Here is a 15,083-nt window from a genome sequence, read left to right on the forward strand (position 1 = left end):
TCTTTTACGCAAGTTTTAGGAATGTGTTTCGCAATTACCTAAAAATCATTATTTGAGTTCAAACTGCATGTTTAAATATTCTTTTTCCAGTTTTGCAGAAGTAATTTCGTAAGTCCTTATCGAATCCGGTAACGGGATATTACGTTTAAAATTACCCAGCTTTATTACAACGTCCGATTCCGACTGATACACATCCAGTTCATCCTTCTCCACATACGGAATAGGAACCCGGAGAAGATATCCCTGTTCATTTTCGCGGAATTCTTCTCTGGGACCATCCATCCTTGAAGCAAATACATCTTCCGTAAGCACATCCCGGCAAATTCGCCCTACTGCGTCCAGCCCCTTAAGTTCTTCATCGTACCACCGTATATACCAGATTGGCAGCCCTGTAAAACATTCTTCAAGCTGGATTACATATCTTCCCTGAATTTCCAGCCATTTTTCAAAAAACTTATTATCAATATCTTTGGGGAGAATTCTGTTAATATAAATTCCATCCACATTAAAATTATAAAGATTCATGTACATATAATTACGCTTCGTCTCTTCTACAGCCATCTTTTCAGGTACAGCCACCAGCCGTATACTCGTAATCTCCCTGTCCTTCAATAGCTCCTGCAATTCTACAAGCTTCAGATACATCCTCTCAATATCGTTAATCGCTTCCCTGTTTGGCAGTTCAACTTTCAATAATTTCTTAGACACTGGCGCCAGAACCCTGATTGCAACCTTTCCGACCGGAAGAAATTTCTCCACATACCATGATAAAAGCTCTGGAAACTTCAATAAAGAAAGTGTCTCCCCGGTCGGTGCACAGTCTACAATAATCCGCCCGTAGATTCCTTCCTTGTAAACCTCTGCGATTTTCAAAAGCGAAACCAGTTCTTCCATGCCCGGAATCATTCCAAAATCATCCATTCCCACATCACTGTCCAGAGAAATCATCTTCCGCAGACTCTCTGACATCTCGTGAAAATCATGTTCCAACACGTATTCGGGATCGATCTCATACACATCCAGATTCGGAATAATCTCAACCGGCTCCCTGCCAAGTTCCTTCTCGAACAGATCCCCCAGATTGTGTGCCATATCGGTGCTTACGAGTAACGTTTTTACACCCTCATTTGCGCTTTTCACAGCATGTGCTGCCGCGGTACTTGTTTTACCAACTCCACCCTTACCCGTAAAAATATAAATCCTGCTCATTCTCATTCCTCCATTTTTATTCATCAGATGAATATTTCGATGTTCGAAGTATTTGCTTTAAATTTTGCCACTGCCATTCGGCAGCAGCAAGTCATTCAATTATTATTTTTCTCACCTTAGGCTTTTCCTGCTTCTTACTATGTTCCTCTTTTAGAATTTCCATAAAACGGTTCAACATACGAAAAAATATATTCAATTCCTCCTCAGTGAACCCTTCCATCACTTTCTGACCATAGTACATGAACTCCTTTAACAGAAGCTGAATCTGCTGTGTCCCACACTCTCCAAGCCGAATCGTAACAATTCTCTTGTCCTCCTCGCTCCTCTGCCTGACCACCAGCTTCCTCTTCTCCATCCTGCTGACAATCCCCGTCGCCGTGTTAAGTGGTACATTGATATACTCCGCAATCCGCGTCATATTCACTTCCTTCTCTACGTACAAAAGCCACAAGACAAATATTTCATTCTTAGAGCAGTCCATCAACAGATTCTGCCAGATCTCCGGGGCCAGAAACTCCTTCACCTGATCCACATACCGGAAAATACAATCCTCAAATCTCTCATCATCATAATTCATACCATTCACCACTTATTTCATCCTTCGAAGTAATTTAATTCTACACCCGAAGTATTAATTAGTCAAGCGAATTGGGGACGTAATCTTTTTTAATTATACTACGTCCCTAATTGAGTTTTACCCTGTACCTTTTTGCAAACTGCCCTGTACCTTTTTGAACATGTTCTTCATAATCATCAAATTTTGAAAAAGTCCTACAAAAAACACTTGATTTTATTAGAGAGAAGCTTTATAATAAATTTCATGCAGATATAGTTCATTGGTAGAATGCCAGCTTCCCAAGCTGGAGAGGCGGGTTCGATTCCCGTTATCTGCTTTTTTTAGTTCTCATAAACGCTGAGATGGGAAATCACAGAAAGAGCCGATAGCCGCGTTATTTGTCTGCGTGTTATCGGCTCTGGTTTTATTTTGTTTCTTGCCCTTGCTGACAGAACCATTCTCCATCGATAAACTTTTAAAGTTATGTTTTCCCTGTACAATATCATGTAATCTGCTGTCTGTAAGAAATTTCTTTTTTCGCGGGTCGCCCTCTGCCCGATATATCATTAGACGTTTTAAGTCAAAAACTGAACTCCAGACCGTTTCAAAATCTGGTTCATCATCATATTGACACATGAAACCATATTTCCCTTTCAAAAGCTGTTCTGTTGCCTCAATGAGATTTCCTTTTATGTGGGTAGAGAAACTATTTATGACGGTATGATACCGTTTATTAGAATGATAGTCGCTTCCGTTTGCTGCGTCATACGATTTTAATTCATCGGAAATAAAGCTATTAACAGTACATACTATTTTGCCATTCTCCAAATTTTCAGCTTTCCTTATTTTCTTTGCCGAAGGGGTGCATTCAACAACCATCATTTTCCCACTCTTATCGGCAATGAGAATATTGCAGTTAGAAGCTATTGGCAATTCCATGAGCAAAGAAAGCGCATTTTCTGTATTACCCGCTTTTTCCAGCAGATACCTGACAATGAAGCAGGAAGTAAATCCCGCCTGTATCTTCTTCAGACAGGTCATAACAAAAGTCATTGCTATAACTAAACCATGCTCATTTATTCCCTCTTCTCCGTTAATGAAAGAAGAGGTCGTTATGTTAAATCTGTTTCCGTTTGAAGGGGAATATATTTCACTTTTACTTCCCTTTTTCAAGTATGGCGGCAAATCGTTGTTTCGTCCATAGATAATATTCCCATCCTTAGAGTAGGCGAAAGCGGTACACCCTCTGATTTCAATCGGGATATTATCTTCCAGATTATACATACAACAGCCCATACATAGCAGCCATGAAGCTAAGATATAATAGTCAATACCTATGGTATCACTGATACCACGGATTTCTTCACAGACCTCTGGGAAAATTTTTCTCAATATCTGTTCGCTCTTTTTTCCATATACAAGCTGAAACTCATCAAGGTGAAGCGGAAATCTCACATTGCTTTTTTGAAATATTTTTCCCCGCTTAACACCCATTTGATAATGGTCACCTTTTAATCTTAAATGATACATATTTCGTCCTCCTTGTCCCTTCTTACAGCAATCCATACTTCAGAATGTCCGTTCTCAGGCGCTTTTTCACAAGCAGGATATACTTCTATATCTGGCAGTCCGGCGTAATCAAATCCCGAAAATGGCAGCCATTCCGTATAAAATCTGCTAAAAATACTCTGTACATTCTCTTTGAAGCAACCGTTGTTTTCAAAGACAGCCCATGTGGCCGCCGGAATTTCAAACTCAAACATATCAGGCGGTGCGGGTTTGTCTGTAACGACAGCGATATAGTAAAATATCCTTTTTGGATTTTCATATACACTTACACCTAATATCCTTTCGGAAAATTGATTGGATAAGTTGCATATCTCTGAAAACAGATTTCCACACAAAACAGACTTCCAAAATTCTGGTATAGTCTTATAATTATCTTCCATATCTGTAGATAATGGAATACGAACCCCTACCATGCGCATGGAATTCTTCTCTGTTAGATGATACGCCATAGCATTTTCTCCCGTAACCTGAACAGAAAAACGAATTGCCGGATATGCGTTCAGTGTACTTCCCATATTTCGGGCAGCAGTCGGAGTAATGTTGTGAACAGTTTGAAAGGCCCGATTAAATGAAGTCGGGGATGTGTATCCATATTTCAAAGCAATATCAATCACTTTTTTATCCGTTCTCTGTAATTCAAACCCTGCCTGCGTCATTCTCCTGCGCCGGATATATTCTGATAAGGAAATCCCAGACACATATGAGAATAAACGTTGAAAGTAAAAAGTGGAACAACAGGCAATCCGCGCAGCTTCATCATATGAAATTTGGCCATCCAGATTATTTTCTATATAGTCTATGGCGCCACTTAACTTTTTCAGCCATTCCATTTGTAACCCTCCTTTAAACAATCATACATTTATCGCACCCATTTTTTCCTCTCTTTTAATGCACTCTTTTGTAAACTTACTAATAGTGTAAGGGAATAAAAAATTAGTTGCAAATAAAAAACCGGCGAAAGTAACTAGCAGCTCAGATTTATTAATCTGAAATACAAATGTAAAAAGAGTGTAACGCCCCTGTTAACTTAACAGACTTTACACTCTTTGTTTATAGTATATGTAGTTGTTAGCTATAATACTTGCTATAAATGCTCCATTCTCTCCAAACAATTTGATAAATCTTGTTTGGTAACCATGTTGGATCTAATATGATCTAACTTAGTATCCAGCAATTTACTGATTGCTAATAAATCATCATTTATTAATGACATATGCATCACTCCCTAATCTCCACAGCTCTTACAATTATCATCCCCTATGAAACCTTCTCCTTCACTTTGGCAAGTTCTCTCTCAAATATTGCTAATTTTGCCCGGATGTCTTCCGCATCTCTGGTCCTCATATCGATGTATACTTTTCTAACCTCTTCCTTTAACTCCGCGTAATGGGCATTGGATTTCTCCTGTACTCTGTCAACTTCTACCAGCACATTATTCTCTAACTCATGCAGACGCTCATCCAGATAATCTTTTGTTACCATCTTCGACCGGATATCTATAACATCCGCTTTCAGACCTGTAACGTCAGTTTTTAGACCTGAGATATCTGTTTTCATGTTTCCCACATCGGTTTTTAGACCTGAGATATCCGTTTTCATATTCCCTACATCGGTTTTTAGACCTGAGATATCTGTTTTCATATCCACGATGTCGTCCCTTATTGGCTGAAGCAGCTGCCCTATCGCCTTCAGATCTTCGTTTGTTAATGGCATATATATTCACCTCGCTTTTATATGATATAGAAATCATATCATATAAATAAATATGGCGTCTATATACTGAAAACATAATATCGGTTACATCATGTCTCCCCGTCCCATCACATCTTCCAGTTTCCGGCGTACCTGCCTTACTTTCCCCGGGTCTTGTCCCCCCGAATTAATTCCGATTACGACTTCATCCCTGACGATGACGGACGGAAAATAGAAATCGCACTTCGAGCGGTCATCTGCTATACTTATAAGGATCTTCCGGCCTGTTGCATACTCTCTTTTTTTGCAGTCTTCTGCAACCTGGTTGTTGACCTTACTGCTGTCCGCAGCTGAAAGGACCATGTCCGCCTCTGCAATATCGGCCTCCTGATAGGTACGGCAGATATGCCTGATCTTCCCCGCAGCCTCCAGCTTTTTCAGCTGATCCGTTATTTCTGGTGAGATCACGGTAATATCCGATGCAAACTGCAGAAGTGTTTTGATTCTCCTGGTCGCGATTGTTCCGCCGCCTACTACAATAATCTTCATTTGTGATATATCTACAAACATGGGAAAATATGCCTTTGCCATATGATATCCTCTCCTATTTTTTGCACTTTGCAGTTTAAAAATATGCGTTATTCCCTGCATCAGTCCATCATATACAGCAGTGCATTGCAGATGCATGCCGCAATATTACTTCCGCCTTTTCTTCCACGCGCTGTGATTGACGGTATGTCTTTCAGCGCCATAATGAGTTCCTTGGATTGTACCACGTTTACAAAGCCTACGGGAACCGCAATGATCAGTTCCGGTTTTAATCTGCCTTCCTGTATCAGTTCATACAGCCTGACCAGTGCTGTAGGTGCATTTCCTATGGCAAAGATCAGTTTCTTGTTCAGTCCTGCCGCCTTGTCCATACTTGCAGTGGCCCGGGTAGTGCCCTGTTCTTTTGCAATCTTTGCAACGTCCTCATCGGACATGAAGCAAAAGACCTCGCCGCCATATTTTGCAAGTTTTTTCTTGTTAATCCCGGCTTTTCCCATTTGTGTATCTGTAACAATGCAGGCCCCGTTTCTTAAAGCATCAATTGCATGCTCCACGACGCCTTCCGTGAATACAAGATTCTGTGCGTAATCAAAGTCTGCGCTCGTATGAATGCACCGTTTTACAATCGGCTCCGTCCCGGGTACAAGCAGTGTATCCCCCAGTTCCTCCGTAATGATTTCAAAACTTCTTGCCTCTATTTCAGCAGGCAGTACTTTTTCCAGTTCTATCTGATGCATGATTACAATTCCCCTTTCAATCTAGTACTTTCAATCTCGTACTTTCAATCTAGCACTTTCAATCTAGTACTTTCAATGTCGTACCTATCCCGCACACTACTCTGTCAACTCTTTCTGCAAGTGCCGCAAGCTCTGTACAGATTCGCCCGGCCTGCTCGCGGTACTCTCGTTCGAATGCATCCACAGGTACCAGTCCATACCCTATTTCTGTGCTGACAACAACAAGGTCCGGATTTTTGCCGGCAATGGAAGATGCCAAATTCTTCAAGTCTTTCCCTGCTGCCATCATACGCCGGATGTAGCTTTCAAAATGCCAGATGCCCTGGCAGGTATAAATATCCTCGAAAGGGCATGAGGCCCCGTCAATCCATGAATGGTCCGCTGCCAAAAACTCTTTCTTCGCATATGCCAGTTTACCCTGATATGCTCCACCGATCACCAGTTTCATGTGCGGTTCTCCTTCCCATTTCCCGTCCTTTTTTGTTTTACATAGCTGAAGCACACCTTTTAGTTTCACCGGAATACCATACACCACTTCTGCCACACCGTCTGCCATGCGGGCAAGTTCTGTATTGATCTCTCCCATGAATCGTTTGTACATCTGCATCTCTTCTGAGTCTGAAGAACATTCCGAGCACACTTCATTCGTCACAACAACAAGATGACGGCATTTCCGGTTTAATGCCCTCACACCCCGGATAACAGCCCTGACAGTATTCTTTTTGGCCCCATCCGGCTGGTACATCTCGTTTGCAGCCAAATTGGAGATGCACTCCAAAAGAACACAGCGGGAGGAAGCTTCTTCCCACTCTGTACACACTCCCATACCATGCTCCGCCTTTTCTTCAAGTCCGGTATAACATTCTACAGTTTCAAAGCCTTTATCCTGACGCATCACACGGTGGCGGAGGATTTTTCTTTTCGTCTCTTCCCCGTATGGGAGCATCGTCGCCACATAAAACAGGCTCTCCCCGGATTCACGGGCAAGACTGCACACAATATCCTCAGCAAATGCCGACTTGCCGCTCCCGCTGCCCCCTGTCACTAGGTAAAACATATCTTACGCCTCCTGTTTTATTCTTCCAGTTCCGCGTACCGGTACTCCAGGGCACCCGTAGCCGGAATCTGCGTGATTCCCTTGATCTCAGGACGGATCAGGTTACAGCTTTTCATCGAATAAAGCGGGATAATATAAAACTCTTCTCCTACTGCCAGTTGTTCTGCCTGATGCATTAATTCTGCCCGCTTTACAGGATCTTTTTCTGTGTCAGACTGTTCTACGAGTGCATCATATTTCTCATCGCGGATACCGCTGCAATTATAAGTCCCATTGCTGAGCAGCATGGATAAATACGTATACGGGTCCGCAAAGTCAGCGGTCCAGTTCATGCGGCACAGATCGAAGTTTCCGGCTTTTCTCTCGGTATAATTGACCTGAAGCTCCTGGGCATTTAGTTCGATATCTATATTCAGGTTCTTCTTTAACTGTTCCTGAAGTACTTGCGCAGTATCGGAATCCATCTCAAGGGAAGGATAATTATAAGTCAATTTTGGAAATCCCTTTCCGTCCGGGTATCCGGCCTCGGCAAGCAGTTTCTTTGCCTCTTCCAGATTCTCCTCAAACGGCGGTTCGGCCCCGTCCACAAAATATCCGCCGGACTGCTTGTCCTTCATATATTTTGCAATGAAGTTTACAGTAGGCTCTGTATCCGCTCCTACCATACTGCACAATTCTTCCCTGTTGATTCCAAGGTTGATGGCCTTTCTTACCCTCACATCATCCAGCGGTTTTACATTCAGGTTCGGATAAATATATCTTGTTGCGATTGTATCTGTTATCACAAGGTCATCTTTTCCTTCATACAGTTCCATTACGGAAGACTGAAGGGCCGGTGCGACATCGACCTCGCCTGTTTCATAGGCACTGGCCATCGACTGCTGGTCATCAAAGAAACGATAAGTGATTTTATCGAGTTTTACCTTGTCTGCATTCCAGTACTTCTCATTTTTCTTCAAAACGAAATACTGCTCCGGAACATACTCATCCAGATAAAACGGTCCGTTTGCAACGCTTGTCTTTGGATCTTTGTCCCATCCACTGCCTACTTCATCCGCATACTTGATACATGACGGAGTATAGACCGGAAGTCTTAACAGATCCAGAAAGTATACACACGGCTTTTCCAGTGTAAATTCCAGTGTATTGTCATCTACTGCCTTCACTCCCAGACTGTCCGCGTCAGCCTCCCCGTTATAGATTGCCTCTGCATTCTTGATCGGATACAAATAATTTGCATAACCATTGCCGCTCTTCGGATCCAGTGAACGCACCATCGTATTGATAAAATCGTCTGCTGTCACTGGTGTCCCGTCGGACCACTCGGCATCTTTCCTAAGATGGAAGGTCCACACCGTAGAATCATCATTCACCTCATAGGATTCGGCCGCCCGGTACTCAATCTCACCGGCCTCATTATAAGTCAGGAGTTCATCCAGCGCAGAGACAGAATAAGCCAGATAAGTCAGTGCGATCATTCCTGCCGGATCCAGTCCCCCGGTTTCACTGTTCGTCGCCACAACAATCTCTTTCTCGTTTTCCTTTTTATCCGCAGTCCCATCCCCGCCATTTTTATCTTGTTTTCCACATCCTGACAGGACAAAAGTCCCGCACAGGGCTACTGACAGAATCATACAAATTATCTTTTTCATTTTCGTCTCCTTAAATTTGTGATGTCATCTTCAAGCCGCTTCTTCTTTTTCCCGCATGTTCCTCCGAATATAGAAAACATGCAATCTCTCTTTCTCCATACTGATATTTCTGTGGCTTACCCGCAAAACATAAATCACTGGCATATCCACACCTTGGGGCAAAGGGGCATCCCCTCCCCAAAGGGATTTCCATCTTTTTTTCTTCGGTGTGCAGGATTCCTTTCTTTCTCCTTGCCTTAAAGGGATCAGGCACGAGGACCGCCGACAGCAGCGCCTTTGTATACGGATGCCAGGGGTCCTCGTAAATATCCTTCGTATTCCCCGCTTCGACAAGACTCCCTGCATACATGACCCCCATTCTCCGGCTGATCCGCTTAACCACATTCAAATCATGGGAAATGAAGAAATAGGAGAGCTTCTTTTTCTCCTGAATCTCTTCCAGAAGACAGAGAATCTGCTCCTGAATCGACACATCCAGGGCAGATACCGGTTCATCGCAGACCAGAAGCTCCGGTTCCAGAATCAGTGCCCTTGCGATCCCGATTCGCTGGCGCTGGCCGCCCGAAAATACCCTTGGGAACTTCTTCGCATCTTCTTCTTTTAATCCTACCAGATGCAGCATTTCCTTTACCTTTCGGACGCGCTCCCCACGGGAATCCGATGTGTTTAACAAAAGGGGCTCCTCCAGAATATCCTGCACACACATGCGTGGATTCAAAGAGGCATAAGGGTCCTGAAAAATCATTTGTACCGGGTATTTCAGTTTTGTCTTATCACCCATGTAAGATATTTTTCCTGCCGTCGGCTCCAGCATCTGCGTGACCATTCCCGCCAGCGTAGATTTTCCGCAGCCGCTTTCTCCCACCAGTCCATACGTTTCCCCTCTGCCAATCTGTAGAGATACATCATGAACCGCTTCTGTCTTTTCAGATTTGTGCAGTCTGCCTGCATCAAAATAGTCCTTACTCACATGTTCTACTTTCAGAAGAATGGATGCAGCATGCTGCTCCTTCGGAAGTTTCAAAAGGCCTGTTGCCTGGGAGAGAAGTTTTTGTGTATACGGATGCTTCGGCTCGTAAAAAATGTCTTCCACAGTCCCCTCTTCTACCAGCCTCCCCTCCTGCATCACGAGTACACGCCTGCAAAGCGATGCGACCGCGCCTAAATCATGGCTGACAAAGAGGAGGGCCGTCCCTGTTTCCACAGATATTTTCTTTAAAAGCTCCAGAATCTGTCCCTGCACCGTCACATCCAGCGCCGTCGTAGGCTCGTCAGCAATGAGCAGTTTGGGTTCACACGCAAGTGCAATGGCAATCACCACCCTCTGCCGCATCCCGCCGGAAAGTTCAAAGGGATACTGCCCCATGCGCCGGGTGCTGTTCCTGATTCCCACCATGTCCAACAGTTCCACGGCTCTCTCTTTCGCCTCGGCATGGCTGACTTTCCTATGTGCACGGATAGTCTCCGTGATCTGCCTTCCTATTTTCACCGTCGGATTCAGATAGGTCAGCGGGTCCTGAAAGACCATCGCAATCTGGTTTCCGCGGACAGTCTCCATTTTTCTCTCGTATTCTTTTCTCTGCCTCCCACAGCCTTTCGGGCCGGGAGGTGTGATATCCTCGCCTTCCAGCATCATACTGCCGCATGTAATTTCCGCCTTCTTAGGAAGAAGCCCGAGTATAGCATGCATACCCGTACTTTTTCCGGAGCCGGACTCTCCGACTACCCCTACGATTTCTCCGGGGCCCACTTCAAAAGACACGTGGCTTACTGCCTCCTGTCCTTCATACCTGTCATGAAATTGTACGCTCAAATCCTGTACACTCAACAGCTTCATTTCTATACTATCCTTCCTCAATCTGCCTGACAGACTGTTCCAGCCCGGCTCCGATAAAATTCATGGAGAGAATCAGAATACAAAGTACCAATATCGGGAAAAGCATCTGTGACGGATATACCTGCATCTGGCTTCTGGCATCCTGTATCAGTGTCCCCAGACTTGCCACCGGCGCTGAGATCCCTACACCCACAAAACTTAAAAATGCCTCCGTAAATATGGCTTTCGGAATCATAAATGTAAGATTCACAATCACAGGTCCCGCGGCATTGGGAAGAAGGTGCCTAAGCAGGATTCTTCCCGCACCTGCCCCCGCCAGACGGGCCGCAGTGCAAAATTCCCTTGTCTTAAGGCGCTGTACTTCCCCACGCACGATCCGGGCCAGATCAATCCAGCCGGAAATACAGATTCCAAGCAGGATGCTTCCCACATTTGCCCCCATCACAAGGGTAATCAGTATGACATACAAAAGGGACGGAATGGCATCAATCACATCTGCCGCACGCATCAGCACCAGATCCGTTTTTCCCCCCGCCAGACCTGCAATACTGCCGAAAAAAATTCCAGCCACACCGCAGATCATTGCACTTCCGATCCCGACCGCCAGACTGATCCTCGTCCCGTACCAGACACGGACAAAGATATCCCGTCCAAACTTATCTGTGCCAAAGGGATGCGCCAGGGACATAGCTGTATTTTGTATCTCTGCATTCTGCCCGGTGTGGGAATAAGGGGAAAATGCAGGCACAAATACTGCCAGAAGTGTAAGCAAAAGCAGCAGCAGGATTCCGCTTAAAAACAGTTTGTTTCTGTATTTTACCCTCATCGGTATGCCCTCCTCACTCTGGGGTCCAGGCATGCGCAGAGCAGGTCCGTAAGAAGATTAATCACGATAACCGTGACTCCCATGAAAATTGTCAGCCCCAGAATCAGAGTGTAATCTCTGTTCGCAATGGAATTGACAAATTCCCGTCCCAGTCCCGGTATCGTAAACACGCTCTCCACAACAAAACTTCCTGTCATCAAAAAGGCCGCCGCCGGACCAATGTAATTGAGGACCGGTATCCACGCATTTTTCAGTATATGTGTCACGGCGGTACGCCTCCATTTCAGCCCCTTTGCCTTCGCCAGCACCACATAATCCCGGCTCATTTCCTCCCGGAACGTATTCTGCATCAGCCTTGCAATTACCGAAGCCGGGTACACAGCCAGTGAGATTACGGGAAGAACATAGTTTGCAGCCGATTTAAGCCCCGCGATAGGCAGAAGTTTTAATTTCACCCCGAAGCACAGCATCAGCAGGAGCGCAATAACAAAGTTTGGAATCCCCGTTCCCAGTATGGTTCCAAAGAAAATACCGCCCTTTACCGCACGGTTCTTCGTGGAAGCCTGCCAGATTCCCAGACACGTTCCCACAACAACCGCCGCCAGTATTGCAAGTGCACCGAGGGAAGCCGTGGCGGGCCATGCCCGGCCGATGACCTCACTCACAGAGACCCCCGGCTTTTTAAAGGAAACGCCCAGATCCCCTTTCAGCAGGTTACCCAGATAGGTCTGGTACTGGCGGACCGGTGGATCATTCAGACCATATTCCTCTTCCATAGACTCAAGCACGCTCTCCGTTACATTCCCTGTCTGGAAGGGGCTGCCCGGCATCATGCGGGTCAGGAAAAAAGCGGCTGTTACGAGCACAAAAAGCGAAAGAATACCAGTCAGGATTCTTTTACACGTATATCTCAGCATCTGCTTCTCCTCCTTTCCCCTTGCGGGCCCCGCCATTTTAGAACATAGAGCTAATCAGCTCCACCATACTGTCAATGGAAGCCTTCTTCGAAATCCGAATCTGCATCCCGTATTTTTCTGCTTCTGCGGCAGTCTGTTCCCCGATGCAGACCGCCTGTATCTTTTTGTAATCGAGTGCACCGACTGCGTTCACGAAGCCTTTCACCGTAGATGCACTGGTAAATGTGACTGCATCGATCTCACCATCTTCAAACAGCTTTTGTATCTTTTCCCTGACCTGCCCATGAGTCTCATAAACTGTTTCATATAATGGGATATCCACGGCTTTGATGCCTGTCTCCTCAAGCGGCGGGAGCAGTTCTTCCGACCCGGCTGCCGCACGCACGATGGTGACTCTGCTTCCGGCTTTTGCCGTTTCTGCCAGCTGGGTGCCCAGGCTTGCAGCACAGTATACGTTTGGTACTAAATCAGCAAACAGCCCGTACAAGGCAAGTTCTTTCTCCGTGGCAGACCCGATCGCCGCGATCTTCACATCTGCGGGGCATCGAAACAGCTTTCTTAAGTCCATTTTAAGCTCAGCCATCTGTTCAAAGAAGACTCTGACACCTATGGGGCTTGTAAAGACGAGCCATTCCTCCTCTGCTAAATGCCCGAACGCCTTCATTTCACGTTCCAGTACCGGATTTGGTGAGATTGTTTTTGTATCAATTGCAGGCAGTTCGATGACCTGGGCGCCCAAAGAACGCAGTTTATCGGAGAGCCTGGAACCGTTCTGCCTCGGACGTGTAACAAGAATCTGCCTCCCCCCAAGAAGCCGGTCCTCCGCCCAGTGGAAGGTATCTGCCAGTGCACAGACTTCACCGACTACGATGATCGCCGGTGTGCCGATTGCCGCTTTCTCTGCATCCTCTGCAAGATGTTCTACCGTAGAAACCACACGTCTCTGCGCAGAAAGTGTTCCCTTTTCCAGAACCGCAGCCGGTGTCTGAGTGTCCATTCCTGCGTCCGTCAGTCCTTTCAGGATCGTTCTCATGGAAGAAATCCCCATTAAAAAGACGAGCGTTCCCTTGAGGTTTACAAGAGACGGATAATCGATTCTGCTCGTTCCGTCTTTTCGTGGATGCCCCGTTATCACATGGAAGGATGATGTAAAATCCCGGTGGGTAACCGGAATCCCCGCATAGGCCGGAACTGCTGCTGCCGAAGTGATTCCGGGGACGATTTCAAATGGGATCCCGTGTTCTTTAAGCAGTTCCAGTTCCTCGCCGCCCCTCCCAAATATGAAGGGGTCACCGCCCTTTAAGCGGAGCACCTTTTTCCCTTTTTTTGCTTCCTTTAGCAGAATCTGGTTGATCTCCTCCTGCGGCACCATATGGTGACCCGAACGTTTTCCCACATGGATCATCTCTTTCTTCGGGGAGATCAGACTCAGGATCTGGGCGCTGATCAGGGCATCATAAACAATCACATCTGCCAGTTCCATCAGTTCTTTTGTCCTGACCGTTAAAAGTCCTGCATCTCCCGGGCCTGCCCCGGCAAGCCATACCTTGCCGCAAAGTTCTGCCCCGGGTACTTTTTCTATCTTCTCTTTCATGATTTACTCCTTTGTCTCATGTCCTCTGCCAGACCGGCACCAAGCTGTCTGGCTCTGGCAGTCTCCCCCGTTCTTGTTTCCACCCAGTATGTATCGTCTTCTTCCTGATAATACAGACCCGTAAGCCGGATTTCCGTCCCCACTGCACTGGCATGCGCTGCAACCGGTGATGTGCAGCCCCCGTCCAGTGCCGATACAAACTCGCGTTCTGCAAGAGCCTCGGCTTCGCTTTTGCTGCTAAAGAAAGGTTCCAGATAGGAATGGTCCTCCCCGCGTCTTCCCTGCACAGCCAGTATCCCCTGTCCTGCAGCCGGAATGACCTCATCAGTTTCAAATATCCTGCCCATTACGGACTCCATCTGTAAACGTCTCAGCCCTGCCGCAGCAAGCACCGTACCATCAAAGTTTTCCTGCTCCAGTTTACGAAGCCTCGTCTGGACGTTGCCACGGATTCCCTGAAAGGAACAGGATGGGAACAGCTTCTTTAGCTGCAGTGACCTTCTCCGGCTGGAAGTCCCGATGATCCCGCCTTCCGGAATTTCCGTCCGCCCCGGCTTATAAATCAGGACATCTCTGGGATCTTCCCTTTTGCTGTAACCGATCAATGGAAGTTCTTTTGGCACCTCCATCGGCATATCCTTCAGGCTGTGTACAGAAATATCAATCCTGCCCTCCATAAGTGCCCTGTCCAGTTCCTTGACAAACAGTCCTTTTCCCCCGATCAGTTCCAGACTCTTATCCAGGATCTTGTCTCCTGTCGTCTTCATGGTCACAAGTTCCACTTTTATTCCAGGGTTATATTTTTCAATCGCATTCTTTACCAGTTCTGCCTGTATGACGGCAAGCCTGCTTTCCCGGCTTCCGATCCGGATGATAGGCTGCACCATA

14 protein-coding genes and 1 tRNA gene are annotated in these 15,083 nt (G+C 46.0%); 1 reads left to right on the forward strand and 14 read right to left on the reverse strand.

The window, feature by feature from the left end; translation table 11 throughout:
- Positions 1 to 48: 48 nt before the first annotated feature.
- On the reverse strand, positions 49 to 1,209 hold the full coding sequence (locus DWX43_RS14355; protein WP_118620768.1) for an ArsA family ATPase: 1,161 nt from the start codon (positions 1,207 to 1,209) through the stop codon (positions 49 to 51).
- 91 nt (positions 1,210 to 1,300) lie between these two features.
- Complete coding sequence (locus DWX43_RS14360) at positions 1,301 to 1,786, reverse strand: MarR family transcriptional regulator (RefSeq protein WP_147356306.1); 486 nt, start codon at positions 1,784 to 1,786, stop codon at positions 1,301 to 1,303.
- A 245-nt stretch (positions 1,787 to 2,031) separates the two neighbouring features.
- Here DWX43_RS14360 and DWX43_RS14365 point away from each other — a divergent pair.
- Positions 2,032 to 2,102: transfer RNA gene (locus tag DWX43_RS14365), tRNA-Gly, on the forward strand.
- A gap of 11 nt (positions 2,103 to 2,113) precedes the next feature.
- On the opposite strand, the gene DWX43_RS14370 is transcribed toward DWX43_RS14365, so the two are convergent.
- The 12 genes from DWX43_RS14370 to hemC all read right to left on the reverse strand — a co-directional run bounded on the left by DWX43_RS14370 (position 2,114) and on the right by hemC (position 15,082).
- Positions 2,114 to 3,295 carry a C45 family peptidase gene (locus DWX43_RS14370; RefSeq protein WP_118620769.1) on the reverse strand — a complete coding sequence of 394 codons (1,182 nt, stop codon included), beginning with the start codon at positions 3,293 to 3,295 and terminating at the stop codon, positions 2,114 to 2,116.
- Positions 3,283 to 4,164, reverse strand: a complete 882-nt coding sequence (locus tag DWX43_RS14375; RefSeq protein WP_118620770.1) for an AraC family transcriptional regulator — start codon at positions 4,162 to 4,164, stop codon at positions 3,283 to 3,285. Before DWX43_RS14375 ends, DWX43_RS14370 begins: the two co-directional genes overlap by 13 nt.
- A gap of 427 nt (positions 4,165 to 4,591) precedes the next feature.
- Positions 4,592 to 5,047 (reverse strand): hypothetical protein, encoded by a 456-nt coding sequence (locus DWX43_RS26990; RefSeq protein ID WP_182440708.1) that lies wholly within the window; start codon positions 5,045 to 5,047, stop codon positions 4,592 to 4,594.
- A gap of 84 nt (positions 5,048 to 5,131) precedes the next feature.
- Complete coding sequence (locus DWX43_RS14390) at positions 5,132 to 5,617, reverse strand: bifunctional precorrin-2 dehydrogenase/sirohydrochlorin ferrochelatase (protein ID WP_118620773.1); 486 nt, start codon at positions 5,615 to 5,617, stop codon at positions 5,132 to 5,134.
- 59 nt (positions 5,618 to 5,676) lie between these two features.
- Positions 5,677 to 6,312 carry a precorrin-8X methylmutase gene (locus tag DWX43_RS14395; RefSeq protein ID WP_118620774.1) on the reverse strand — a complete coding sequence of 212 codons (636 nt, stop codon included), beginning with the start codon at positions 6,310 to 6,312 and terminating at the stop codon, positions 5,677 to 5,679.
- A gap of 58 nt (positions 6,313 to 6,370) precedes the next feature.
- Positions 6,371 to 7,369 (reverse strand): bifunctional adenosylcobinamide kinase/adenosylcobinamide-phosphate guanylyltransferase, encoded by a 999-nt coding sequence (locus tag DWX43_RS27630; protein ID WP_118620775.1) that lies wholly within the window; start codon positions 7,367 to 7,369, stop codon positions 6,371 to 6,373.
- A gap of 17 nt (positions 7,370 to 7,386) precedes the next feature.
- Positions 7,387 to 9,021 (reverse strand): peptide ABC transporter substrate-binding protein, encoded by a 1,635-nt coding sequence (locus DWX43_RS14405; protein WP_118620776.1) that lies wholly within the window; start codon positions 9,019 to 9,021, stop codon positions 7,387 to 7,389.
- 10 nt (positions 9,022 to 9,031) lie between these two features.
- Positions 9,032 to 10,858 (reverse strand): ABC transporter ATP-binding protein, encoded by a 1,827-nt coding sequence (locus tag DWX43_RS14410; RefSeq protein ID WP_118620777.1) that lies wholly within the window; start codon positions 10,856 to 10,858, stop codon positions 9,032 to 9,034.
- A 7-nt stretch (positions 10,859 to 10,865) separates the two neighbouring features.
- Positions 10,866 to 11,684 (reverse strand): ABC transporter permease, encoded by an 819-nt coding sequence (locus DWX43_RS14415; protein WP_242996127.1) that lies wholly within the window; start codon positions 11,682 to 11,684, stop codon positions 10,866 to 10,868.
- Positions 11,681 to 12,601: an ABC transporter permease gene (locus tag DWX43_RS14420; protein ID WP_109732162.1), complete on the reverse strand. Its 921-nt coding sequence runs from the start codon at positions 12,599 to 12,601 to the stop codon at positions 11,681 to 11,683. Before DWX43_RS14420 ends, DWX43_RS14415 begins: the two co-directional genes overlap by 4 nt.
- A gap of 37 nt (positions 12,602 to 12,638) precedes the next feature.
- Entirely contained in the window at positions 12,639 to 14,195 is a 1,557-nt protein-coding gene (cobA, locus tag DWX43_RS14425; protein WP_118620778.1) for a uroporphyrinogen-III C-methyltransferase, read from the reverse strand.
- Positions 14,192 to 15,082: a hydroxymethylbilane synthase gene (gene hemC / locus DWX43_RS14430; protein WP_330582257.1), complete on the reverse strand. Its 891-nt coding sequence runs from the start codon at positions 15,080 to 15,082 to the stop codon at positions 14,192 to 14,194. The genes cobA and hemC overlap by 4 nt, the downstream gene beginning before the upstream one ends.
- Position 15,083: the final 1 nt, after the last annotated feature.

The sequence above is a fragment of the Clostridium sp. AF19-22AC genome (assembly GCF_003479085.1).
Taxonomy (GTDB): domain Bacteria; phylum Bacillota; class Clostridia; order Lachnospirales; family Lachnospiraceae; genus Faecalicatena_A; species Faecalicatena_A orotica.